This is a genomic window from Nonlabens sp. (assembly GCF_039941875.1).
Lineage (GTDB): Bacteria > Bacteroidota > Bacteroidia > Flavobacteriales > Flavobacteriaceae > Nonlabens.
This window is the reverse complement of record NZ_JBDVDQ010000014.1, coordinates 296648-323494: the sequence shown is the minus strand read 5'-3', so window position 1 is coordinate 323494 and position 26847 is coordinate 296648. Positions and strand designations below refer to the sequence as shown.

The window sequence follows — 26847 nt, the reverse complement described above, 5'->3', positions numbered from 1 at the left end:
ACAGATGGACGCATCTATTTACCGTTTTTTCTATTTTCATTTTATCTCTAGTTCGGTTTCAAACTTTCTTTTTAATTCTCTTTTTAATTGAAGTTTAATTCCAATTAAAGGCTTCTTTAATTTCTTGGTACACGATAGTTCCAGATATGATATTCAATCCTTTTTTAAGGCTTGGGTTAGCGTCACATGCTGTTTCCCAACCTAGACTTGCTATTTTTAAAACATAAGGTAAAGTAACATTAGTTAGTGCCATGGTAGAGGTAAAAGGTACTGCACCAGGCATGTTTGCGACAGAGTAATGAACCACGTCATCTATAATATATACAGGATCTTCATGTGTGGTAGGTCTAGTGGTTTCTACACAACCACCTTGGTCAACTGCTACATCTACGATTACGGTACCTGGTCGCATTTCTTTAAGCATATCACGTGTGATTAGGTTAGGAGCTTTTGCTCCTTTAAGTAATACACCGCCTATGATCAAATCATGCGTTTTTATATGTTTTCTAATGTTGAACTCGTTAGAGAACTCGGTTACCACATGTGGAGGCATTACGTCATTTACATAACGCAAGCGTTTCATGTTGATATCTAATATAGTGACATGTGCTCCAAGTCCTGCAGCCATTTTTGCTGATTGTATACCAACTATTCCAGCACCTAAAACCAATACTTTACCTGGTGCTACTCCAGGAACACCACCTAAAAGAACGCCGCGACCTTTGACCGGTTTTTCTAAATACTTTGCACCTTGTTGAATCGCTAGTCTACCAGCTACCTCAGACATAGGAGTTAATAGTGGTAATGTGCCGTCTGAATCTTCTACGGTTTCATAAGCAATACAAATAGCTTTTGCTTTAATCATGGCCTTAGTTAAAGGTTCGCTAGAGGCAAAATGGAAATAGGTGAAAAGTATCTGACCTTCTTGGATTAAGTCATATTCTTCAGCGATGGGTTCTTTTACTTTTACAATCATCTCACTAATTGCATACACTTCACCGATAGAATCTAGAATAACGGCACCTGCTTTTAAGTAATCAGAATTTAAAAAACCGCTGCCTTCTCCAGCATTTGATTGCACATAAACGGTATGTTTCTTTTTAACCAATTCATAAACTCCGCCAGGGGTCATACCAACCCTGCTTTCATTGTTTTTAATCTCTTTGGGAATACCGACAATCATTTTATACTGCTTTAAGTTACGAGCGTAATTTGTAACTTTTTTACATATAATAAAAGTATTACCCCTATAATTTTAGGGGTGTTTTTAATTAAAGTAGTTTTATCTTAGGACAACCCCTTTTCTTTATAGGGTAGTTATGTTTTTTTTATTTACTACTTGTTATTTTAATGAAGATTTTCTCTTTTGGTATAAGGTTAATATCTCGTTAGAATCCCAGTCGTCTCTTTCTGTCTTTCCATGTCCTAGAGACATGATAGTTTTTATACTTCCATTTTCTAAGAAGTATTCACAATTCCATTCTATAGTGTCTGGTGTGTTTATAAAACTAATTTCTTTTTCTTGAGCATAGCGCAATAGGCCATCTACTTCGTAGTAAGTTTCAATAAAAGTGGTGTTGTTCTTTTTAGATTCTATTTTAAATATTCTTTTATTATCAAACTCGTAAACACTCCATTTTTCGTTCTTTTTGACCATATCATAGTCCATAGAGTTTTCAAAAGAGGTGAGCGCTTTATTATAACTGTTTTGGAATTCAGTACTTACCTTTTCCCTGAATTGGTCTTCAGTAAGTTGTGAGCTTTGTGCGTTAGTAGTTTGCACAGCTATGATAGCTAGTAGGGTAAAGATTATTTTTTTATGGTGGTTGGGTTTGGATTATTTTCTTGGTGATTTTATTCGTTTTTTTTCTCTCTTTTCTTCTGCTTGTATTTCTCTAGCTTTTGATAGGGCAGTTGCCACTAATCCTGCAGGTATAGTTACAATACCGACACCTATCATTAATATTAAAAAAGTAAACATTTTACCACCTGTTGTAGTTGGATAGACATCGCCATAACCAACGGTTGTTAATGTTACTACTGCCCACCAAGCGCTATGGAATATTGATGTGAATACTTCTGGTTGAGCTTTATTTTCAAAATAATATATTCCTGCGGAAGCTAAAAATATGAAAATAGCCGTTACAATTAAAAATAATATAACCTCTTCTTTTACAATTTTAGCTGCTAAATGAAATCGGTGAAGTGCTTTATTATATCTTATTAATTTAAGTGCTCTAAAAATTCTAAATACTCTAAATACTCTCAGCGCTCTTAGATCAATAGAATGACTTATGAAAAACGGTAATATTGATAGTAAGTCAATAATTCCGTAAAAGCTAAAAATATATTTCCAAGGATTTTTAGAGACGTAAATTCTTAAAATGTACTCTAAAGAAAATAAAATGACACATATTAACTCGAAAAATTCTAATACTGTTATAGTCTTGTCTTTGAGATTTGGTAAAGTTTGAATCGAGAATGCAGCAAGAGAAAGTAGAATTAAAAACTGAATAAAATAATCAAAGATCTTTCCTTTTTTCGTGGTGTTATCCTCAACAATTAATCTTAATTTTTCTTTCATTTTTCACTTTTTTTAACAAAAAAAATTACCCCAGCAATTTAAATAAATTTCCTATCTCTTATTTACGGTATTCCTTAATGAGGTGAATAAATTAGGAAGCTAGGGTAGTGGTGGTGTGTGTCTATCTTTCGCGAAAGCGAAACCGACCAACATAAAAAAAGCCACTTCATGAATTGAAGCGGCTTTTAACTGTTTTGAGTAAGACCGATACTATCTGTGACCTACCATGTCTTCTGGTTTTACCCATTCGTCAAATTCGTCAGACGTTACATATTCTAGAGCTAGAGCAGCAGCCTTAAGGGTAGTTCCCTCTTCGTGTGCTTTGTTAGCTATTTCGGCAGCTTTATAGTATCCTATTTTAGTATTTAATGCAGTTACCAGCATTAATGAGTTGTCCAGTAAAGACTTGATTGTTTCTTTATTAGGCTCGATACCTACGGCACAATTCTCGTCAAAACTTCTACACGCGTCACCTATTAATTGTGCGCTTTCTAGAACCGCAGCAGCCATAACTGGTTTAAATACGTTTAATTCAAAGTGACCTTGCATACCACCTACAGTAACTGTTGTGTCGTTACCCATAACGCGAGCACATACCATAGTAATAGCCTCTGCCTGAGTAGGATTTACTTTACCTGGCATGATAGAACTACCTGGCTCGTTAGCAGGGATGATTAACTCACCGATACCACTACGTGGTCCACTAGCAAGCATTCTTATATCGTGGGCAATTTTATTAAGTGATACGGCTACTTGTTTTAAAGCACCATGAGTCTCTACTAGAGCGTCGTGTGCTGCAAGAGCTTCAAACTTATTATGTGCTGTGATAAAAGGTAATTCTGTAAACTGTGCGATGTACTCAGCTACTTTTACATCATAACCTAGTGGTGTGTTTAATCCTGTACCTACGGCAGTACCACCTAGTGCTAGCTGACTTAAATGTGCTAGTGTGTTTTCTAGTGCGATGATTCCATGGTCCAGTTGAGAAACGTAACCAGAAAATTCCTGTCCTAGTGTTAATGGTGTCGCATCCATAAGGTGTGTACGACCTATTTTTACCACATCGGTAAACTCTATAGACTTATTGTGTAACGTGTTGCGCAGTTGCTTAATACCAGGAATGGTATTTTCTACCACTTTCTTATAACAGGCGATGTGCATTCCTGTAGGGAACGTATCGTTAGAAGACTGTGATTTATTCACGTCATCATTAGGCTGTATGGTTTTTTCACCTTCACCTACTGTTTTACCAGCTAATTGATGAGCGCGGTTTGCGATCACCTCGTTCACATTCATGTTAGACTGTGTACCAGAACCTGTTTGCCAGATGACAAGTGGAAACTGGTCGTCGTGTTTACCATCTAGAATCTCGTCACAAACTTGTGCGATAAGATCACGTTTTTCTTCTGTAAGAACACCTAGGTCATAGTTAGTGTAAGCAGCGGCTTTTTTAAGGTAGGCAAAACCGTATACTATCTCTAGAGGCATGCTACCTGCAGCACCTATTTTAAAATTCATGCGAGAACGCTGTGTTTGCGCACCCCAAAGTTTATCTGCAGGGACTTCTACTTGTCCCATCGTATCTTTTTCTATTCTATATTCCATTGTGGTTGAATTTTTCACAAATATAAAACTTGAGCGTTGTTTTACCATCTGATTATAGATAATAATAACAGGTAGGATGGAGGTGCCGCTTGCGCGAAAGCGGAATTATATTCCCTGTAACCTGACTAATTCTAATAATTAATAGAATAAGAGCTGTTATAAACAGTTTTTTGTTAATAAATGCTGTGTAGTTTTTTCATAATTAAGTTCTAGTCTCTATCTTTGCAGCAAACAAGAGATACCATGTTCGATTTTGATCAATACTTAGGCTTTTTAGCATTTTTAGGAATTCTAACTTTAGGATTTTGGTTAATGATATTTTTAACAACATTTGTAATTCCGTTTTGGATTACAGGAGCATTGTTAGAAAAGAGAAAATTAAAGAAAGAAGCAAAGCTTAAAGAAGAGAAGTAATATTCTTTTATATAGCATTTGTACTATATAATATAACCGTCTAGAAAAATTCTAGACGGTTTTTTTGTGCGTTGTTTTGAGCGTTTTCGTTCCCCAACCCTAAAGTGTGCGGAAAATGACTGGTGTTTTTTTTAATGAATTAATAGAAACCTACCCTTTAGGGTTAGGGAAGGGTTTCGTAGAAGTTTCTCCCTTAGGGTTAGGGAAAGGCTTCGATAATATTTATTAAGCATAAAAAAAGCCCATTTCATGTAATTGAAATGGGCTTTTGGAATTTGATAATTAGTTCTTATTTATCCTCTGGTTTTAGGATAGCTAAGAAGTAATCTTTAGTAAGATATTTGTTTGCAGCATCTTGAATATCTTTTGCAGTAAGTGCGTTTACAGCTTTTTCATATTCTAATACTTTATTGATATCCTTTTTATCTTCGTCTGCATCTACAAGAACGCTTAACCAGTAACGGTTAGTTTTGACTGTTTCCTTATAATCTAGTAAATACCCTTCTTTTACTTTATTCAGATCTTTTTCTGAAGGTCCGTTCTTTTTAATAAGCTCGATTTCATTCATGGTTGCATCTACTAGTTTATCTACGTTATCTGGTCCACAAGGGAACGAGATACCAAAGCTAAATGCTGGATAAGGTGTCTTTCTTAAGGAACCACGTGCACCACCAGAATAGATACCACCTTCTTTTTCACGTAGCGTTTCTATAATCTTAATAGTAAGAGCTTCTCCTAGAGCATCTACAGCAAGGTTTTCTTGTGCGCTGTAAGCTGGCACTTCATAACTCCAGTTTATTCTTACACTACTCTTGTCATCAGTACCTTTTTTAACCACTTTCATGCGTGTGCCTTTTGCTTCTCTCCAATCGTTTACTTTGTAACTCTCGTTAGAATTTAAACCAGGTAAACTTGCGATGTATTTCTTAGAGAATTCTTCTACTTGTGCTTTATCTACATTTCCTACTAGGTAAAAGTGGAAATCACCAGCATCTGCAAAGCGTTCTTGATATAGTTTATAAGCTAGATCATAATCTGCTTCATCAAATCTTTCTTCTGTAGGGAAACCTGTATAACGTGGGTTAGAACCGTAACGTATTTTATTAATCTCGTTACTGAAATAAGTATTAGGGTCTGACATCATACGACCTATAAAAGATTTTTGCTTAGAGATAAAACTAGCAAACGCTTCGTCATCTTTATTTAAATCGGTAAAGTATAAATGAATCAACTGAAACATTATTTCTAGGTCTTTAGGAGTAGCACTACCTCTAAAACTTTCTGTAAGAGAACCTATACGTGGTGATACATTTACTAGTTTACCTGTCATAAACTTAGACATGTCTGTTTGAGACATACCGGCAACACCAGCTTGTGTTAAACCACCATTTGCTAGTCCAGTTTTCTTTGCGTCTTCATCGCTGTATAAACTTGTACCACCATAACTGAAGGCGCTCATAAGGATCTCGTCATTTTTAAAGTCAGTAGGTTTTACAGTAACTGTAGCGCCATTGCTTAATGTATAGGTAGTTGTACCTACTTTATCGTTAGATGTAGTCTTAGAAATACTTCCTGCAGCTGGTAGTTTTTCAATTAAACTCTCTCTTACTTCTGTATCTTCATAAGGAGCAACCTTAGTAGCTGCAACTTCACTTACTACTTTAAGCACTTGCGCCTCGGTAGGAGGAGTGTCTGTGGTAGGGCCTGTGAATACTATCGTACGGTTATCATCATGGATGTAATCGTTAATTTTTGCATTTACTTCTTCTACATTAATACCAGGTAGTAATTCCATAGTTTTATTATAATTCCACTCGATACTAGGTACCGCTTCTTTAGAAAAATAACTCTGTACATACTGTCCCACTATACGACTGCTTTCTAGTTTATCTCTGTCTTTATAATAAGACTCAAAGAAAGAACCATAGGCTTGTTTTGCACGATCAAGTTCTGCCTGGCCAAAACCGTATAACTTCACTCGTTGATTTTCTTCTAGCAATGCTTTTAATGCTGCCAGCTGCCCATCTGGCGCGCTACCTGCAAATGAAGAATAGGCATTCTTATTTCTTGCTACCGTACCTCCATAACTACTAGAACCAAAAATAAATGGCGGATTAGGCTTTTGAGTCAGTTCTTGTAACCTGTTGTTGATCATAAAAGAGAACAGTCCATTTACTAGGTCATCTCTATAATCACCTACCGTTAGCGTAGGAGTAGAGGCTACTTTATCTTTATAAGAGATATTTACACTGGCAAATGTTGCTTCTTTATCCTGTGCGATAGCCACCTTTGTATCTGGGTGATTAGGTAATTCTATCACAGGACGTTTTCTAGGATTTACAGGTTTAGGAATTTTAGCAAAATGATCTTTGATTTTTTGCTCCATAACCGCAACATCTAGATCTCCCACAGCAACTACTGCCATAAGGTCTGGACGGTACCAGTCTTTATGAAACCTTTTTAAAACCTCAGGTTTAAAGTTTTTAAGAATCTCATCTTTTCCTATAGGTAATCTATCGGCATATTTTGAATTATAGAACTGTACCGGTATAGTTACCTTATTCATTCTGTCTGACGCACCTTTACCAGTACGCGACTCTTCTAACACCACACCACGCTCGTCATTAATAGCGTCCGTTTCTAGTTTTGCGCCACCAGCCCAGTCTTCTATAATAGTAAAACCTTGTTCTAGTTTTTCTGGGTCGTCACTAGGTATAGGAAGAATGTAAACGGTCTCGTCAAAACTGGTGTAGGCATTTAAATCTGCACCAAATTTGACACCTATTCCTTGTAGGTAATCAACTAGTTCATTTTTCTCAAAATGATTCGTTCCATTAAAATTCATGTGTTCCATAAAATGCGCAAGACCTTGCTGGTCGTCATCTTCTAGAACAGATCCTGCATTAATAGCAAGTCTTAATTCTACTTTATCTTCTGGTTTACCGTTGTTTTTCACATAATAAGTAAGACCGTTAGGTAATGTCCCCATGCGCACACTAGGATCCATAGGTATGGATTCTGTCATGCCTGCAACAGCAGGAACTTGTAAGGCCGGCGGTGCAGGCGGTGGTGGTGGGGTGTTTGTTTTGTTGTCGGTTACTTTAGGTCCACATGCGGCGATAGTAAGCGCAAGTGCTCCTAAGTAAGGAATCCATACTTTTTTCATTTAAATTGGTTTTTTGGGTTAGTTTTGATTATTGGTTTTTGGTGTTCTCGCTTTCGCGAAAGCGAAACTATTATCTAACAGAGCAACGTCGGTATAGAAATTGCTAGATTAAAATCAGATCGCATCTTTAAAGAACGGAATTATATTTCTAAAATTATAATTTATACTATTAATTACTGTTAATACAATTCATGAAATTACCTACAAAATCTATTTTTAAATTAAGCTACCTTTTTGTATTGCTGTGTTTTATGACAAATGAGGCAAGAGCTCAAAATTACAACGATGCAAAATCTTACCTTACCTTTATAGATGGTCAAAATGAAAAAGTAGTCACTAATGTATGGGAGTATATGCGACTGTATACGTTTTCTAAGGATGATACCGCTATTAAAGGAAAACGTAAAAAATTAGAAAACACCATACGTAACAGTATTATAAAAGTGAACAAGGTAAAGGCTTTTGATTCAGATTTAAAACTAGCGATGATCAATTACTTAGAAGGTAATCAGGCTATAGTAAAAGAAGATTTACTGACACTTTTAAAGAATAAAGATGCTAATAAGGTTACAACAAATCAATTACAAATTATCCAAAATATAAGAAAGGCGGTTTATAATCTAAGAGCAGACTATAATAATGCGATTGCTGTTTATGGAAGTAAACACGATTTAATTATTAAAGAAAACACCAGTGAGCTAGCTCTTAATATGAAACAGACTATTAAGGTCTATGATTATTATAATGAACTGCAACTGGCCTTTTCTAGTTTGCAACAAGTGGAGAGAAACTTCTGGCAGGGATTAAATGAAAAAGATATTGCTAGCTATCGAAATGATGTAGATACTTTAAAATCAAAATTATACGACACTATGCAACTAGAAAAATTTAATTCTTTTAGTGCAGATGGTAGTTTATATAATGCACTAGCTAAGTATAATGAAAAATTGAGAACACAAGTAAAAGTAGATCTAAAGCCTATAGAGGTGATTAAAGAAGATGCTCAGGCTGGTTCTAGAGAGAATATAATGGCAAAAACTGATGCCTATAACACCGCTATACATGAGGCTAATGTATGGAGAAAATCTTTTTACAAAGAGTGGAGGGAACTAAGTACTGCTTTTTTACAGACTCATGTGCCTCATAACGCAGAATAATAATTAGAGTTATTATTAAAATGACTGTCCTTATTATATATAAGAATTAATTACAGGACTATTAGATGACGAAAATATTAAAAAGCAGCAGTTTTATTGCTGCTTTTTGATATTTATGGTTGTAAACATAGCTGCAAGATTTTATATTTACAACTTATTAAAAATTAAAGAGAAATGGGTAGAGCATTTGAATTTCGCAAGGCGCGTAAAATGAAAAGATGGAGTGCAATGTCTAAAGCATTTACTAGAATAGGTAAAGACATAGTTATTGCTGTAAAAGAAGGTGGACCAGATCCAGATTCTAACTCTCGCCTGCGTGCTGTTATACAAAATGCCAAGGCGGTAAACATGCCTAAAGTAAATGTAGAGCGTGCGATAAAAAAAGCAACTGATAAGGATACCGCAAATTTTGAAACGGTACTTTTTGAAGGTTATGCACCACATGGTATTGCTGTACTGGTAGAAACGTCTACAGATAATAACAATAGAACAGTCGCAAATGTGCGCAGCCATTTTACTAAAAGTGATGGTAATTTAGGTACATCTGGATCTGTAGAATTTATGTTTGATCATAAATGCCATTTTAGAATCCCTGCCGAAGGTCAAGATCTAGAAGAGTTAGAACTGGAGTTAATAGACTTCGGTGCTGAGGAATTATTTTTTGACGAGAAAGACGAGGAAGATAACAACTCTGTAGACGGTATTATGATTTATGGAGAATTTCAAAACTACGGTACGTTACAAAAAGGATTGGAAGAACTGAATATAGAAATCTTAAGTTCAGATTTTGAATACATTTCTACCATAGAAAAAGAAGTGACGGAAGAGCAACGTGCAGACATTGATAAACTTCTAGATAAACTAGATGAGGATGATGACGTGAATAACGTTTATACTACCATGAAGGAGTAAGAGTAGGAGAGGTGTTCGTTTAGTTTCGCTTTCGCGAAAGCGTAATAATTACATTTAGTAGGTTATTTAAGTATTTTACCGATATAAATCTATTTATTGAAGCAAATTTAGAAATAACGATTAATATCCTTAACTTTAACATTATTAACTAAAACAAAAATATACAATGGTAAAAGCAAAATATCAAAGCGTGCTAGACTTAGGAGAAAAACTAAGTATTCAAGATGGTGATGTACAAGTGAATGGTGATAAAATTGAGATAAGAGGTACAGCAGCAACTCCATATGATAAGAACTTATTATGGGACGAGATCAAAAAGGTAGGTGGAGATAACCCAACAGACCTTATGGCTGATATTAAAGTTGCCGATGATTCTATTTATACCAAGCATACTGTAAAGAGTGGTGAGTCATTAAGTCTTATTGCAAAGCATTACTTTAAAGACCCAATGAAGTACAAGCAAATCTTTGAAGCAAACACTGGTTTACTAGATAACCCAGATGTAATTCATCCAGGTCAGGAACTAGTTATTCCTAACTTATAATACAGCATAAAGTCTTAAAAAAGTCTTTATAAAAAGTTAAGCCTCGCATGTTGCGAGGCTTTTTTTGTTAAAACATTACATAATTGTAGGAAAATTTATATATAAAAGTGAAAAAAATCGATCAATTACATTGTTACAGTCTTAATAACCGATGAAGTGTAACCCTGTTAGACCTATAAACTTGTTTTTAAACTGTTAATCAGGTCGTTAGTCGATATTGTGTAGGGATAGTTAAAATTTAAAAAAATAACAAAGTATAGGTGTTAAATTTGCTTTATTATAAATCGTTAACAAAACGTATTATGAAAACCCTCTATCCTCAAAGTATCGTTAATAGTAATAGAAGTATAAACTTAAAGAGTATTTTTCTCTTTTTTAGTTTATTGCTTTCAGGTTATTTGTCTGTTGGGCAATCTTATTGTGTGCCCACGAGCACAAATCCTCAAGATTATTTTATTAATGATTTTAGTTTGGGGTCTGTAACTAATAACGGAAGCTCATTTAATAACATTATTACTCCTGGGTATTCTGATTTCAGTTCTGTCTCTATAGATTTGGCTTTGGGGAGTACAAATAATTTATACATAGGAATAGGTGTAGGAGCCGGTCAAAACCACAGAATAAATAATTCACAATACAATATCTTTATTGATTTTAATGATGATGGAGATTTTGATGATGCTGGAGAACTAATTTATCATTCTAACGCAAATGAAACTTCAACTTTTACTTATTCTCTTTATATTGATCCAAGTACGGTTGTAGGGCCTCACCGTTTACGTATTGAGTCACGCAGTTATTATGTCAATACAAATCCTTGTTCATCTGATGATCAATCAGAGGTAGAAGATTATACCATTAATATTTTAGGACCTGCGTTACCACAAGCTAACGATGATTACCTAGACGTTGCATACAACAGCGTGTCCTCTCCAGCAAATACAGTGGATGTGAGTCCTAATGATTTTATAGGTACTACAAATGGAGGTGATTTAGATAATTATTCACTGGCTGCTGTACCTTTAACTACTGCAAGCGGTGGTACAGTTGTAGAAAGTACAGATGGTAATTTTGTTTATGTACCAGTAACCGGTTTTATTGGGACAGATAGTTTTGATTATCAAATTTGTGATATATTAAATAATTGCGATACAGGTACGGTCAATGTGACTGTAAGTCCTAATGTTTGTATACCTACGTCAGATTCAGATGCTCGTGAATCTTGGGAAATGCATCATATAACAAGAGTACAAGTTTCAGGAGAATCTCAAAACATTGATAACGCAACAGGTGATGATGGTGGTTATGGTAATTACATAAATTTACCACCTGCTGATATGATCCCTGGTAATAATTACACAATTGACTTAGATGTTTTTAATGGAAACGGACAGTCTGGTTGGGCAGCTTTTATAGATTTTAATGGTAATGGTGATTTTAATGATGCAGGGGACAATGTTTATGCCACAAATGGTACCGGTGGTACAGAGGCAAGTCCTTATGCGGTAAGAACTATTACTATACCGACGTCAGCTACTACAGGTAGAAAGTTGCTAAGGATAGGAAGTAGGAGGTATTGGGCAAGTGTTGAATCATGTGGTACAACTTCTGGTAATTCTGAAGAATTTGAAGATTATATAATCGATATATTACCTGTCGCGGGAGCAAATATATCATTGTCAGGTAATGCTGTCGCTATTACACATAATAGTACCACAACAACTCTAGCAGATGGTACTAACTATGGAGTTGTAGATAGTAACATAGGTGATGATGTGCATACATTTGTAATTACTAATAATGGTTCTGGTGATTTGACTTTAGGATTAGTGGGGCCCATTACTTTTGGTACAGGATCTCATAGTTCTTTTACTTTAGAAAATACTCCGGTACCAGGTACGGTTTTAACACCAGGGGCTACAGAAACGTTTCAAGTTAGATATACACCTAGAACTATAGGACAACATAACGGTACTATAGAAATAAGTAGTGATGATTCTAATGAAAACCCATTCATCTTTGCGATTCAAGGTGAAGGAGCACAAATCTATCCAGATACGGATGGAGATGGTGTGCCGGATAATGTAGATGTAGATGATGATAATGACGGTATAAGAGATGTAGATGAGCAAGATGCATGTTTATTGAGTCCATTAAGTACAACAGCAGATGTTATTTTCTTAAACGAAACTTTTGGAGCAGCGACCAATAGAGTTACTATAGATGGTTCTACACCTGGTGTTACTACGACATACTGTTATGAAGATGGTACTATAGTTCAAGGACCTAATGAATGTGATACCGAGGTAAATTTAGGAGATGGGAACTATACCGTTCACTATTCTATAAGTGATAATAATGGATCAACAAATATTGGTCCTTCTGATCCAGATGTTTCTTCGTGGTCAGAAGACGTTTGGTATTATGGAGAAGATCATACGGTAGGTGATGTAAATGGTAGAATGGCAATATTTAATGCAGATGTAGATCCAGGTGTTTTCTATGAAACAGAGATAGTAGGTACAGTACCAGGAGCTCCTATATTCTATGAGTTTTGGGCGTTGAACATAGATAGACAAGATTCTGACTTTCCTGGAACTGAACTACCTAGAATCCTACCTAACGTAACAGTTAATTTCTTCAATTCTGATAAAACAGTATTATTAGATTCTTACAATGCAGGGGATGTTGAGCGTTGTACAGATGGTTCTCACAACGGTTGTGGTTCTTTGTCACAATGGATACAGTTTAACACAACGGTTACCCTAACAGATAGCGATTTTATCATACAAATGGTGAATAACTCGCCAGGTGGGTTAGGGAATGATTTAGCCTTAGATGATATTAAAATAACACAAACTCTTTGCGATCTAGATGGTGATGGTGTTGCTGATGTTGTAGATCTAGATAATGATAATGATGGTATACCTAATGTTTATGAGATAGGTCAGCCTGCAGGATTAGCCATATTGGATAACGATGAAGATGGAACAACTCTAGAGGCTGTTTGGGTAGATACTAACGGTGACGGTTTACATGACGCTTATGAGACTTATACGCCTAGAGACAGCGATGGAGATGGTGTGCCGGATTATCTAGATTTAGATAGTGATAATGATGGAATATTTGATGTTCTAGAATATGATGGTTTAGGAGATTTAGATGTTAACGGTGATGGAATAGGTGAAGGTACAGATGCAATTTCAGGTATTGATACTGATGAATTTGATGGTGATGGATTACTAGGTAGTATAGATAATAATGATGATGATGCAGACGATGAGGATCATGGTACTATAGGTTTTGTTCTTCCATTAGATACAGATGGTGATGGTTTACCAGATTATATAGATGTAGATAGTAATGATAATTTGAATGACTTATCTAATGGTAGTGATATTGATAATTCTTACTATGTGGGTCAGGATGGCGATGGTGATGGTAGAGTAGATGGTACTACAGATGCTGATAGAGACGGTGTTTATGATGGTAATAATGACTTTGATACAGGTATTTACGGTGCTCCTATAGATTTAGATGATGATTTATCAATATTCTTTGATGGTAGAAATGATTATTTACAAACTCCTGCACCGGTAACAGCTGGTCTAAGCAGTTCTACTATTATGGCATGGGTTCTTGCAGAAAATACAGGAACAAATGTTACGGTAATGGGAGAAGAGAATTTTAATATTTCTCTAGATAGCGCGAGTAGGGCGTTGGTGACAGCAATCGATGCAGGTGGTAACACCTACACAGTGTCCTCTGCTGGTACTATTTCAAATTCAAAATGGGTAAATATTTCGGCAACATATACAGCAACTGATCTTAAACTATTTATTAATGGTGTAGAAGAAGCTACTATCGCAACAGGTGGCGCTGCCTTATCAAGCACATCTGGTAGTCCTTTTACAGTAGGTAATTCAGCTACTGCTGGATCTTCCAACTATTATAGAGGTTTCTTAGATGAAATTAGAGTATTCAACAAAGGTATAGACATTGCTGATGTAAGAAGAATTATGTACCAAGAAATAGAAGCCAATGGGACACTGGTAACAGGTAAGATTTTACCTAAGAATATAAGTGTTTTATGGAATGATATTGCTGTTTATTATGACTTTGCCAGTATAGAAGGTGATATCGTATTTGATGCTGCTAACAATACAGATATAAGAATGTATAATGTGAAGAAGATAGTGCCACAAACAGCACCTATTCCTTATGTTACCGCTCAAGATGGATTGTTATCTGATAACGCAACTTTTGTACAGACAGTAGTGTGGGATCCAGCAGATATAGAAAACTACAATTACACAATAATTAAAGTAGGACATGAAACGACACTAGATGCTAGCATATCTACAGTAGGTGTTGTAGTAGATGCTGCAGCTTCTGTTATGGTAGAAGATGGTAATTATCTAGAGAATGAATGGTATGTTGTTCTTAACGGTTTAATAGATCTAGAAGCAGATGCGCAATTAGTACAAACCATTGATAGTGATTTAGATGTGTCAAGTGCTGGTCGTTTAAAAAGATGGCAAGAAGGTAAAAGTGATGTCTACAGTTATAATTACTGGAGCTCTCCTGTAGGAGTTCAGAATGCCACTAGTAATAACAATACGTTTAACTTAGGTATGTTACAAGATGCGGCTGGCTTTATTAACATAACTGGAATAGGAGTAAGAACACCACCTATTACATCACCTACAACAATAAGTGGTAGATGGTTACATACCTTTAATAATGGAGTTACCTATGCAGACTGGTTAAGAATAGATGGTACTAGTCCTATAGATGCAGGTCATGGATGGAGTCAGAAAGGTGCTGGTGCAGTAGGTGACCAAGAATATTTATTTGAAGGTAAACCTAATAATGGTTCCATAAATATTACAGCAATCGATACCGATGGTGACCCTACGGCAGATTTAACAACTTCATTATTAGGTAATCCTTATCCTAGTGCTATAGATGCACGTACATTTATAGATGATAATGCTAGTGTTATAGATGGTGCGGTTTACTTATGGGATCAGTTTGGAAGTACTGACCATATTCTTGCAAATTATGAAGGTGGATATGCTACTATTACTAAGCTAGCAACAGTAAATGCGACACAAATTGCAGGTAGTGGTGCTTTGGGTGGTCCAACAACTGGTACTGTGGTGCCTACATTCTTCTTACCAGTGTCCCAAGGATTCTTTGTAACTCTAACGGATAATGGTACATTGAACTTTAACAATGGCCAACGTGTATTTAAACAAGAAAGTTTAGGAGAAAGTATTTTTGTAAGTGCACCAGGTTCACCACAACCTACTGCAGATAGATCTGATTATCAAGATGAGACTATTGAAATACTAAGATTAGAGTTAGAAGCTGATAATGGAGCATCTAAAGAGATCGTTTTAGGTTTTGCAGATTTTCTTACCGATGGAGTAGATTATGGATATGATGGTGCAATGTTTGAAGCTTTAAGAGATACAGATATGTACACCTCTTATAATGGTAAAAACTTTGTAATAAGATCTTTTGATCAAATTACTCCTTCAAAAGTAGTACCGTTAACGGTTCATGGAATCTCTACAGTTAATTACAAGATAAGTGCAAAGGAGATTGCTAATATTTCTACATCTCAAGAATTATATTTAAGAGATAATGAGACTAATACATATCACGACTTAAGAAATGGAGAATATTATTTTACACTTTCTGCAGATGGTAAAAATAGTTCTAGATTTGAAATCGTTTTTGAACAAAGAACTTTAGGGCTAGATGAAGAGACTTTAGAACAAATAGATATTTATTATTTAAATAATGATGGTAAGATTTATGTAGATCATTTACAAGAATCTGTAAGTTCAATGAATGTATATGACCTTTCAGGTAAATTATTATTCAGCTTCCGCGAAAGCGAACTTACCAACATACAAAACGGTATTTACATCCCTCAAGTTTCTTCAGGCATTTACCTTGTTGAGATAGATGTAAAAGGAACTAAAAAATCTGTAAAGATTATAGTAAACTAAACAGTATTAATTTAACAACTGCTTTTGTAACAGATTACGAAAGCAGTTTTTTTCAATTGCCCTAATCAATTAAAATAAAATCATGAATAAAACTTTACTCGTATTGGTATTTTGTTGGAGTATTTTTTCTCTAGCACAAAATCCTGAAACTAACAGTAGAAACTGGACAGTTACAAAGTTGGCTAACATGAATCAGTTAGTTTCTTATCCTAATGAAATTACTTATGGACCTGATGGCTTTTTGTGGATTACAGAAAGAGCAGCGATAGATAATACATCAGATGCTACTAATGGAGAACGCGTGGTGCGTATAGATCCTAACACTGGTGCAAAAACCGTGATGTTAGATCTTCATAATGAGGTGTACAGCGCAGCTGGTCAAGATGGTCTTATGGGAATGGCTATACATCCAGATCTTTATACAGACATAACGACAACGATTAATAATTATGTTTACCTAGCTTATACGTATTCTAATACTTCATCTCCATACGGTAAAGATCGCAGTTTAAGAATAGAGCGATTTGAATATGATAATTCAACGAATACATTAGTACCTAACACATCTACTGCTGGAACTATTAGTGATGGTACTTCTAATGTACTCATTCAAGGAATGGATGCCAGTAATGATCATAATTCTGGTAGAATGAAAATAGGGCCAGACCTTAAAATTTATTACACTTCTGGTGATTTAGGAGCAAATCAATTTCAAAATGTATGTCAGTTAGTACAGTCACAAGCATTACCTACACAAGCTGCGGTTAATGCAACTGATTGGTCCACTTATAAAGGGAAATCATTACGTATCAACTTAGATGGAACGATTCCAGTAGATAATCCTAAATTTTATCCATTTGCTGTTCCTGATGGTAGTGCTGGTAATCCATTTTCTAATTCGCCAGTACCAGATAATGCTGATACTAATAGACCAGATTCGGATAAGGTACAATCTCATATTTTCACCTATGGACATCGAAATGCGCAGGGAATTGTATTTGATAGTAATGGAACACTTTTCCAGTCAGAACATGGTGATAGAGTAGATGACGAGGTTCATATTTTAGAAGGAGGTAAAAATTATGGGTGGCCACTTATCGTAGGTGAACGAGATGACCTAGGTTATGAGCAATGTATTAAAGGATCTGGAGCATGTGCAAGTAATGATAACAACTGTCCACCTAACGCCGTAACTCATAAAGAAACAGATTTTCCTTTACCAGTAGATTTTCAAGGACCTATAGCAACTTATGGTAGTACAGTTACTGCTGTGCCACAAGGAGATTTTTTAACATGGCCTACTGTAGCACCTTCAAGTATTGATGTGTATGAAGGAAATGGTAACTTACCTTTTTCCAAAAACATAATCATTCCTACACTTAAAAAAGGAGCTCTTTACCGTTATGGTGTCGATGCATCTAATAATATAACAACAGATCTTATTGAGTTTCACTCATCCATAGATAGATATAGAGATATTGCTATTTCTGCAGATGGTAATACTATTTATGCGGTAACTGATAGTGGAGGTTCTACTTCAGGGCCTTCAGGGACATCTTCTTTAGGTGTTGCAAATCCTGGTGCTGTATTTAAATTTGAATATCAAGTTTTTCCAGAACCATCTTCACAAGTTACTAATTTTACAGCAGTTAATAGCGGTAATGATATTAATCTGGCATGGAATGATGTTGCTGGTCCTAACCTAGCAGACGGTTATGCTATAGCGATAAGTACTACTGCTGGTAATTTCCCAACTTTTACTGATGGTATATTGCCAGTTATAGACATGGATGTTACAGATGGTAATGGTTTAGTAATTGTAAATAATGGTGAAGAAGCTTATACATGGAATGACCTAGATGAGACAGTAACTTATTATTTTCAAATTACAGCTTATTCTAATGTTGCTGATGATATAGATTATCTAACTACACCTAATGGACCTCTAGCAGATGCAACTACTACCATTTCTTTAGATCCTACTATTATAATTACAGAAGTAGTAAGTACAGATATTAACGAGGCATATGTAGAAATTTTTAATTATGGAACAGCAGCAGTTGATCTAGGAGCTGAAGGTTTCTACTTAGCAATTGCTTTTGACGGAAGTAGTAATGCAGTGAATCCTTCTAATCTTACAGCTACTTTACAGCCAGGAGATTATTATACAGTAGGTAGACCAGGAGGTTCTTTTACCCCAGACATTACAGATTATAACTTCCTTAATGGTGATGGAGACGATATTTATGTTTTATATAATGGCGATGATGTGATAGTTGATATTTATGGAGTATTAGGTCAGAGTGGTTTCGGTGAGCCTTGGGATTATTCCAATTCTCGTGCCTTTAGAAAAATCACAGTTTCAGAGGCAAACGATACTTGGACAGCTTCAGAATGGATTATAGAAACGATATCAAGTTTTAATGATGTAACTGCTAATGCTGGCGAAGACATTAACTTTATATACAATAACTCTTGGTCACCTTATGACCCAAGCGGTTCTGAGTACCAAGCAGAAGATGTTACAGTAATGAATGGAACTGCAAGTTTAACTGCAATGTCTTTATTTAATAATGTCACTGTTCAAACTGGTGCAACATTAGATTTAGGTACTACAGAAATCGATTTGAGAGAAGACTTACAGGTAGATGGAACTTTAATTGGTTCTCAAGGGACTTTATCTGTTTCAGGAACTTCTAGTCAGTCAATTAGTGGTAATAGCTTTGGTCTTAATAATTTAATAGTAGATAATGTGCTTGCGATTAATACAGATGTATCCATAAATAATTTACTTACTGTTAATAATGATTTAACTGTAAACCCTGCAAATATGATGTTGCTTACTAGTAATGCTACAGGCACAGCTTATGTAGGACCAGTAAATGGATCTATAACTGGTAATTTTGCTGTAGAGCATTATGTGCCTGCGAAAAGATCTTTTAGATTCCTAAGCCCATCCTTAACTACAGCAAACAGTATAGCAGATAACTGGCAAAACGATTCTGGTCTTACAAGTGGTGCAGGAACACATATTACTGGTTCTACAACCGGAGCAAATGGTTTTGATATGACTAGTTCTGGTGCGCCATCATTATTTACGTACAACAATACGGGCCAGCAATGGGAGGCTATTGCAAATACATCTACGTTAGGACTAGTTGCTGGTAAGGCATACCGCATGCTAGTAAGAGGTGATAGAACTGTTGATTTAACAGATAATGCGGCAACACCTTCTAATACCACGCTTACTGCAACAGGTAGTCTAGTTACAGGAAATGTAACTGACGCTAGTTTAAGTGCTGTAGCAGGAGAGTTTAACTTTGTAGGTAATCCATACCAGGCACCAGTAGATTTAAGTACTGTACTAGCTGGATCTAATAATGTAAGTAGCTCATTTGTATATTTATGGGATCCTGCTATTAATGTGAGAGGAGCATATGTAACCATAGATGTGAGTGCAAATAGCTCAAATAATGTTAGTTCTCTTATGAATAAGTACTTACAGCCTAATACGTCATTCTTTATTTCTACACTAGCAAATGGTGCAGCAAGTGTTTCTTTTACAGAATCAGATAAAGATGTAACGGCTGGTTTTTCTAATAGTGCAAGAAACAGTGCCACTACAAGTTCTATTTCTGTACAGCTATATGAGCAAACAGAGTTACAAAACGGTATGTCTGCTCGTGATGGAGTAGTGGTAAGATTTGATCCAGCTAGCTCTAATGGAGTAGATGGTAATGATGCCATAAAATTCAGCAATCTAGATGAAACTCTTAGTTTTATGAATGGAACTGATAAATTAAGTATTGAAAATCGTTTTACACCTCAAGATAATGAAACACTTTTTCTAGATATAGTAACTTATAGAGCAGTAGACTATGCATTATCTTTAGATGTAACTACAGTAGGTTTACCAGTGTACTTAAAAGATAATTTCTTAGGGTCGTACACGTTACTTAACGATGGTAATAATATCTATAATTATTCTATACAGTCTACCGATGCTGCTTCTAGTGCTGCAAATAGATTTGAAATTAAATTCTCAAATGCAATCCTTTCTTTAGAAGAGCTAGATATGGTAGAATTTACTATATATCCTAACCCTACTTCTGCTAATAAGACCATTCACATATCAGGTACTGGTGTAGAGACTATAAAATCTGCTTCATTATATAATATGTTAGGGCAGCAAATCATTAACTGGAATGATATCGATAAGTCTAACAATGAGGCTCAATTAGATTTAGGTAATAATTTAAAAGTAGGTAATTACATCTTGCAAATTAAAAATGCATCAGGTATTACCACAAGTAAACAATTGATCATTAATTAATCAATTCATACTTCACATAAAAAGGGCTGTTCTTATTAAGAGAACAGCCCTTTTTTTATGCTATAAAATTCAGAAAATTATTTAAACATGTCCATTCCAGGTATGTTAGGCATTCCATCTTTGGCAACTGCAGCTACTTCAGTTTCATAAATTTCTTCAGCTTTGGCAAGCGCTTTATTAGTTACCATAACTAGATAATCTTCTAGCTGCTCTTTATCTTCCAGAAGTTCTGGATCGACAGTTACATTTTTAATTTGACGACTAGCAGTTACCGTTACTTTTAATAAGCCATCACTTGATTGCTCGTCTATAAGAACAGTCTCCATTCTCTTTTTTGTTTCTTCCACTTTTGCTTGGGTCTCCTTCAGTTTTCCCATCATTCCCATCATATCTCCGAACATAATTTTTCTTTTTTAATTAAATGTGTAAAATGTTTGTTGTAATTCCGCTTTCGCGAAAGCGAGAACAAAAATAACTCTCTACTAACTATAGTAGCAAATGGAAAGCTATTTTATATCTTGCAATGCTTTTTAATTTTAAGATTTATATGGCTCCTAAAGCTCCGATTGCAAAGAAAATATCTCACGTTCATGACATGCATGGACATCAAAGAATAGATAACTACCACTGGATGACAGAGCGTGACGCTCCAGAAGTGATCGATTATTTAAAAAGAGAAAATGATTATTATGATGCCAGTACTGCACATACAAATCAATTAAAGGACGATCTTTTTAATGAAATCAAAGGACGCATAAAAGAAGACGACGAGTCTGTTCCTTATTTATTAAACGGATACTGGTATATCAGTAAGATGGAAACAGGAGAAAGTTACCCATATTATTACAGGCGTAAGGATGGCAGTGAAGAGCAAGAATTGCTTTTTAATGTAAATGAAATGGCAGTAGGGAATGAGTATTATAAACTTACCTCTATGAATATTTCTCCCGATAATAAATTAGTAGCCTATGGAGTAGATACTAAAGGACGTCGTGAGTATACCATCTATATTAAAAACCTGGAGACTGGTGAGGTTTTTGAAAATTTTCTGGAATTAACAACAGGTGGTTCTGTATGGGCAAATGATAATAAAACCTTATTCTTTACTCGTAAAGACCAGCAAACACTGCGTGCCGATAAGATTTATAAATATGAATTAGGTGAGCCAGCTGCGTCTAACCAATTGATATTTGAAGAAAAGGACGAGATTTTTAATTGTTTTGTCTACAAAACGATGTCAGAGCGCTTTATCATGATCAAATCTTCTGCAACATTATCTGACGAGGTTCGATTTATCGATGCAGACCAGCCAGATAGTGAGTTTAAGTTAGTCCAAGAACGCCTGCCAGACATGGAATATAGTGTGTCGCATTATAAAGATAGTTTCTATATCATGACTAATAAAGATGAGGCGACTAACTTTAAAATCATGAAAACCGCTATCGAGACCCCACAAATGGAGAATTGGGAGGATTTTATTGCTCATGATCCAGAGGTGCTTCTAGAAGATTTTGACCTTTTTGAGAATTACTTTGTCATATCAGACCGTTTTAACGGTTTAAATCGCATAAGAATTAAAGCATGGGATAATACAGTAGATTATTTCTTGCCTTTTAGTAATGAGACCTATACAGCTTTTACTAGTGCAAACTTTCAGTTTAAGACTAATAAATTGCGTTACAATTATAATTCTATGACCACACCACCGTCGGTTATAGAGTTTGATATGGAAACTAGAGAAGAAATAGTACTTAAAACACAACCTATAGAAGACCCTAGCTTTAACCCAGATAACTATGTGTCTGAGCGTGTATGGGCTACTGCGGTAGATGGTGTAAAAGTGCCTATCAGTTTAGTGTACAGAAAAGATAAGAAAAAACCAGACGGTAATCCTTTATTACAGTATGGGTACGGTAGTTATGGAAGTACGATAGACCCTTATTTTTCTATATCCAGATTAAGTTTATTAGACCGTGGTTTTGTATTTGCTATTGCACACATACGTGGTGGAGAATACCTAGGACGTGAATGGTATGAGACAGGTAAGATGTTTCAAAAACGCAATACATTTACTGATTTTATAGCCTGTAGTAAATTTTTAATAGAAGAAAAATATACAACTTCAAAACACTTATACGCCTCAGGCGGTAGTGCAGGAGGACTTCTTATGGGAGCTATAATTAATATGGCACCAGAACTTTATAACGGTATTTTAAGTGCCGTACCATTTGTAGATGTAGTAACTACCATGCTAGATGATAGTATACCACTTACTACAGGTGAGTACGACGAGTGGGGAAATCCTAATAATAAAGATAGTTATGAGTATATGTTAAGTTACTCTCCATATGATCAGGTGGTTGCGCAGTCGTATCCCAATATGTTAGTAACAACAGGTTACCACGACTCACAGGTACAGTACTGGGAACCTGCAAAATGGGTAGCAAAGCTAAGAGAGCTTAAAAAGGATGATCATTTATTGTTATTTAAAACAGATCTTTCTAGTGGTCACAGTGGAGCATCAGGAAGGTATGATGCTTTAAAAGAGGTTGCTATAGATTTTGCTTTTTTATTAGATTTAGAAAATATTAACAACTAGTTTTTTTTTGTGTAAATTTGCAAAGTTTTTGTGCTAAAATTTAAAGTGCAAAAGAACAGGTTCTGTAAAGTTAGGATGCAACCTTTTCCTAAAATGGTAGTCTAACGCAGTACAGGTTCTTAACAAAACCCTATATATGAGCGACAATATCAAAGCGTACAATAATGTATTGGAATTAATAGGAGAGACACCTCTTATAAAACTTTCTAAAACAGTAGAAAATTTTCCAGGTAATTATTACGCCAAAGTAGAGGCTTTTAACCCAGGACATTCTTCAAAAGATCGTATCGCTCTTCATATTATTGAAGAGGCAGAGCGCAAGGGAATTCTTAAACCTGGAGATACTATAATAGAAACAACATCTGGTAACACAGGTTTTAGTATCGCAATGGTAAGCCGCATAAAAGGATACGACTGTATTCTAGCAGTAAGTTCAAAATCTAGTGCAGATAAAATAGATATGTTAAAGTCTATGGGTGCCAAAGTTTATGTGTGTCCAGCAAATGTAAGTGCAGACGACCCACGTAGTTATTATCAAGTAGCAAAGCGCTTGCATGATGAAATTAAGAACAGCATCTATATCAATCAGTATTTTAATGAGTTGAATATGGAGGCTCATTACTTATCTACTGGTCCAGAAATATGGAACCAGACTGCTGGAGAGATTACACATTTAGTAGCCTGTAGTGGTACAGGTGGTACCATATCAGGTACGGCACGTTTCTTAAAAGAACAAAATCCTAATATTCAAATCTTAGGAGTTGATGCTTACGGTAGTGTTCTTAAAAAATATCATGAAACTCAAGAATTTGATAAGGATGAAATTTATCCTTACCGTATAGAAGGATTAGGTAAAAACTTAATCCCAACTGCGACAGATTTTGATGCTATCGATAGTTTTACAAAGGTGAAGGACGAAGAGGCTGCTCATACAGCACGTTATATATCTCAAACAGAAGGTCTATTTGTAGGATATACAAGTGGTGCTGCATTACAAGCGACTAAGCAACTAGCTGCTGAAGGTGTTTTTGATGAGAATTCTAATGTGGTAATTATTTTTCCAGATCACGGATCTCGTTACATGAGTAAAATTTATAATGATGAGTGGATGCAGGATCAAGGCTTTTTTGATTCAAAATCAACTGCAGATCAACAACATATTGAATACATTAAGTAATATTCTTTAACGTATTTTTAATATAAAACCCTAATCCATAAAAGATTAGGGTTTTGTTTTTTATTACGCTTTCGCGAAAGCGATATCTGTTTCTAACTATATATTCTTCAACACATTATTAACAAATTACAAAATACTATGCACGCATAATCTATAGATGAATTGCTGCGAAAGTCGTATATTTGTCAGCTTAATTAGTGATATGAAAGATTTATTTGATAAAATATACAAGGACAAGGGACCACTAGGGAAATGGGCGAGTGTAGCTGAAGGATATTTTGTGTTTCCTAAGTTAGAAGGACCTATTTCTAACCGTATGCAATTTAACGGTAGAGAAGTGATTACTTGGAGTGTTAACGATTATTTAGGATTAGCAAATCATCCAGAGGTAAGAAAGGTAGATGCAGAGGCTGGTGCTGAGTATGGAAGTGCTTATCCTATGGGTGCACGTATGATGAGTGGTCATACTGATCTTCATGAACAACTACAAAATGAGCTTGCAGAATTTGTAGATAAAGAAGCTGCTTATTTATTGAATTTTGGTTATCAAGGAATGGTGTCTACTGTAGATGCTTTAGTTTCTAAAGATGACGTTATTGTTTACGATGTAGATGCACATGCGTGTATCATTGACGGTGTACGTTTACATCACGGTAAGCGTTTTACTTATAAGCATAATGATTTAGAAAGCATAGAGAAGAACCTTCAACGTGCTACTAAAATAGCTGAACAAACTGGTGGAGGAATTCTTGTGATTTCTGAAGGTGTTTTTGGAATGCGTGGAGAGCAAGGAAAATTAAAAGAAATAGTTGCTCTTAAAGAAAAGTATAACTTCAGGCTATTTGTAGATGATGCACATGGTTTTGGTACTCTAGGTAAAACTGGTGCTGGAGCAGGTGAGGAGCAAGGTGTACAGGATCAAATAGATGTGTACTTTGCAACATTTGCAAAATCTCTAGCGAGTACAGGTGCTTTTATTGCAGCTGATAAAGAAATAATCGATTACTTAAAATATAACTTGCGTTCTCAAATGTTTGCAAAGTCTTTACAATCACAACTTGTAGTGGGAGCTTTAAAACGTCTAGATATGTTACGTACTATGCCAGAGCTTAAAGATAAGCTATGGGAAAATGTAAATGCATTACAGAGCGGACTTAAGGACCGTGGTTTTGATATAGGTACTACTCAATCGTGTGTAACACCAGTTTATCTTAAAGGTAGTATCCCTGAAGCTATGGCTCTAGTTAAAGATTTACGTGAAAACTTTGGTGTCTTTTGTTCTATAGTTGTATATCCAGTTATACCTAAAGGGCTAATCTTATTGAGATTAATTCCTACTGCATCTCACACTATGGCAGACATAGAGGAGACCTTAACTGCCTTTGAAGGTATACGTGAACGTCTAGATAGTGGTGTTTATAAAAGATTAAGTGCTAGTGTCGCTGCTGCGTTTGCATAAGTGATAACTAGATTATATGTATAAAAAAAGTCCTGTGTAAACAGGACTTTTTTTTATGTTTAGTATTTAATGCGATTTACTACTCATTAATTTTATAAAGCGTAGCCTGCTGCATAACTAAAATAGGATAACTGTTTACTTTGTAACCAGCAGATTCTCCTGTTTCTTCTTTGTTTTCTAGACTAGACATGGTTATCATAAAGTCCATACGGTCTTCATAAAATACCTCACTGTTGTTTATTAAATTACCTGCGACCTCGTAGGTGCTGAACAATGTATTTTTAGATTGAGCTATAGGTAGTATGATACCGTTATTTTCATCCAGTTCATAAATATTCTTATTTCCTGTCTGTATAAGATTATAGGCTCTTTCTTCTCGTTCTGCACCGTAAAATATTTTATAATCATATCTTAAACTATCAGCAGTAGCAAGTAAATGAAATTCCATAGGAATATCTTCTAATCCATTACTGGTTGTGTTTACTAGATTCCCCTTATAAATACCTAAAAAGTCATCAGGAAAAATGAGTTCTTTTTTTACCTCTTCTGTTAATACTTCTTTTACTACAACAGTTTTTTCTGAATCTGTTTTACAACTTATGATTAATAGGAGTAAGGCTATGCTGATTATTTGTTTCATGTATCAAAAGTAGTTATTATTTAAATAGTTATCGGAATAGATTTATTTTCGGCATTAAGTGCAAATTGTCTTAAAATGAAGAATCCCGAGCTATCAAGATGATAACTCAGGAATTCTTACTAACCAACCAAAAAACTTTTGAAAATTACTCTTGTTAACCTTCATAACCTTTAAAGCAATACGCGTGCCAAAGTATTATGCGCGCATAATATATTTTGATACATATTGTCATAT

At 35.3% G+C, this 26847-nt stretch carries 16 protein-coding genes; 9 read left to right on the top strand and 7 right to left on the bottom strand.

Features of this window, described 5'->3' with window-relative positions; genetic code table 11:
- Positions 1-94 precede the first annotated feature (94 nt).
- The 4 genes from ald to fumC all read right to left on the bottom strand — a co-directional run bounded on the left by ald (position 95) and on the right by fumC (position 4189).
- Positions 95-1183 carry an alanine dehydrogenase gene (ald, locus tag ABJF08_RS08980; RefSeq protein WP_348115813.1) on the bottom strand — a complete coding sequence of 363 codons (1089 nt, stop codon included), beginning with the start codon at positions 1181-1183 and terminating at the stop codon, positions 95-97.
- A gap of 159 nt (positions 1184-1342) precedes the next feature.
- On the bottom strand, positions 1343-1783 hold the full coding sequence (locus tag ABJF08_RS08975) for a hypothetical protein (protein ID WP_348115812.1): 441 nt from the start codon (positions 1781-1783) through the stop codon (positions 1343-1345).
- Positions 1784-1837: 54 nt separating this feature from the next.
- Positions 1838-2584, bottom strand: coding sequence for an ion transporter (locus ABJF08_RS08970; protein WP_348115811.1), 747 nt, complete (start codon positions 2582-2584; stop codon positions 1838-1840).
- A gap of 210 nt (positions 2585-2794) precedes the next feature.
- On the bottom strand, positions 2795-4189 hold the full coding sequence (fumC, locus tag ABJF08_RS08965; protein WP_348115810.1) for a class II fumarate hydratase: 1395 nt from the start codon (positions 4187-4189) through the stop codon (positions 2795-2797).
- A 243-nt stretch (positions 4190-4432) separates the two neighbouring features.
- On the opposite strand from fumC, the gene ABJF08_RS08960 reads away from it, so the two are divergent.
- Positions 4433-4603 carry a hypothetical protein gene (locus ABJF08_RS08960; protein ID WP_170034537.1) on the top strand — a complete coding sequence of 57 codons (171 nt, stop codon included), beginning with the start codon at positions 4433-4435 and terminating at the stop codon, positions 4601-4603.
- Between the two features lie 289 nt (positions 4604-4892).
- On the opposite strand, the gene ABJF08_RS08955 is transcribed toward ABJF08_RS08960, so the two are convergent.
- On the bottom strand, positions 4893-7769 hold the full coding sequence (locus ABJF08_RS08955; RefSeq protein WP_348115809.1) for an insulinase family protein: 2877 nt from the start codon (positions 7767-7769) through the stop codon (positions 4893-4895).
- A 191-nt stretch (positions 7770-7960) separates the two neighbouring features.
- On the opposite strand from ABJF08_RS08955, the gene ABJF08_RS08950 reads away from it, so the two are divergent.
- The 5 genes from ABJF08_RS08950 (at position 7961) to ABJF08_RS08930 (ending at position 20738) form a co-directional block, all read left to right on the top strand.
- Positions 7961-8926: a hypothetical protein gene (locus tag ABJF08_RS08950; RefSeq protein ID WP_348115808.1), complete on the top strand. Its 966-nt coding sequence runs from the start codon at positions 7961-7963 to the stop codon at positions 8924-8926.
- 174 nt (positions 8927-9100) lie between these two features.
- Positions 9101-9838, top strand: coding sequence for a YebC/PmpR family DNA-binding transcriptional regulator (locus ABJF08_RS08945; protein ID WP_348115807.1), 738 nt, complete (start codon positions 9101-9103; stop codon positions 9836-9838).
- A gap of 166 nt (positions 9839-10004) precedes the next feature.
- Positions 10005-10382 carry a LysM peptidoglycan-binding domain-containing protein gene (locus ABJF08_RS08940; protein ID WP_348115806.1) on the top strand — a complete coding sequence of 126 codons (378 nt, stop codon included), beginning with the start codon at positions 10005-10007 and terminating at the stop codon, positions 10380-10382.
- Positions 10383-10684: 302 nt separating this feature from the next.
- Positions 10685-16405 carry a GEVED domain-containing protein gene (locus ABJF08_RS08935; RefSeq protein ID WP_348115805.1) on the top strand — a complete coding sequence of 1907 codons (5721 nt, stop codon included), beginning with the start codon at positions 10685-10687 and terminating at the stop codon, positions 16403-16405.
- Between the two features lie 82 nt (positions 16406-16487).
- Complete coding sequence (locus ABJF08_RS08930; protein WP_348115804.1) at positions 16488-20738, top strand: PQQ-dependent sugar dehydrogenase; 4251 nt, start codon at positions 16488-16490, stop codon at positions 20736-20738.
- A gap of 77 nt (positions 20739-20815) precedes the next feature.
- Here the strand turns inward: ABJF08_RS08930 and ABJF08_RS08925 are convergent, their stop codons facing one another.
- A complete protein-coding gene (locus tag ABJF08_RS08925; RefSeq protein WP_348115803.1) occupies positions 20816-21139 on the bottom strand; it encodes a YbaB/EbfC family nucleoid-associated protein in 324 nt (107 codons plus the stop codon).
- Positions 21140-21285: 146 nt separating this feature from the next.
- On the opposite strand from ABJF08_RS08925, the gene ABJF08_RS08920 reads away from it, so the two are divergent.
- From ABJF08_RS08920 to ABJF08_RS08910, 3 genes are all read left to right on the top strand, one after another.
- Positions 21286-23337, top strand: a complete 2052-nt coding sequence (locus ABJF08_RS08920) for a S9 family peptidase (RefSeq protein ID WP_348115802.1) — start codon at positions 21286-21288, stop codon at positions 23335-23337.
- A 136-nt stretch (positions 23338-23473) separates the two neighbouring features.
- Complete coding sequence (locus ABJF08_RS08915) at positions 23474-24514, top strand: cysteine synthase family protein (protein ID WP_348115801.1); 1041 nt, start codon at positions 23474-23476, stop codon at positions 24512-24514.
- Between the two features lie 202 nt (positions 24515-24716).
- Positions 24717-25973, top strand: a complete 1257-nt coding sequence (locus ABJF08_RS08910; RefSeq protein WP_348115800.1) for an aminotransferase class I/II-fold pyridoxal phosphate-dependent enzyme — start codon at positions 24717-24719, stop codon at positions 25971-25973.
- A 79-nt stretch (positions 25974-26052) separates the two neighbouring features.
- Here ABJF08_RS08910 and ABJF08_RS08905 read toward each other — a convergent pair whose 3' ends face one another.
- Positions 26053-26613, bottom strand: coding sequence for a hypothetical protein (locus tag ABJF08_RS08905; RefSeq protein WP_348115799.1), 561 nt, complete (start codon positions 26611-26613; stop codon positions 26053-26055).
- Positions 26614-26847 lie beyond the last annotated feature (234 nt).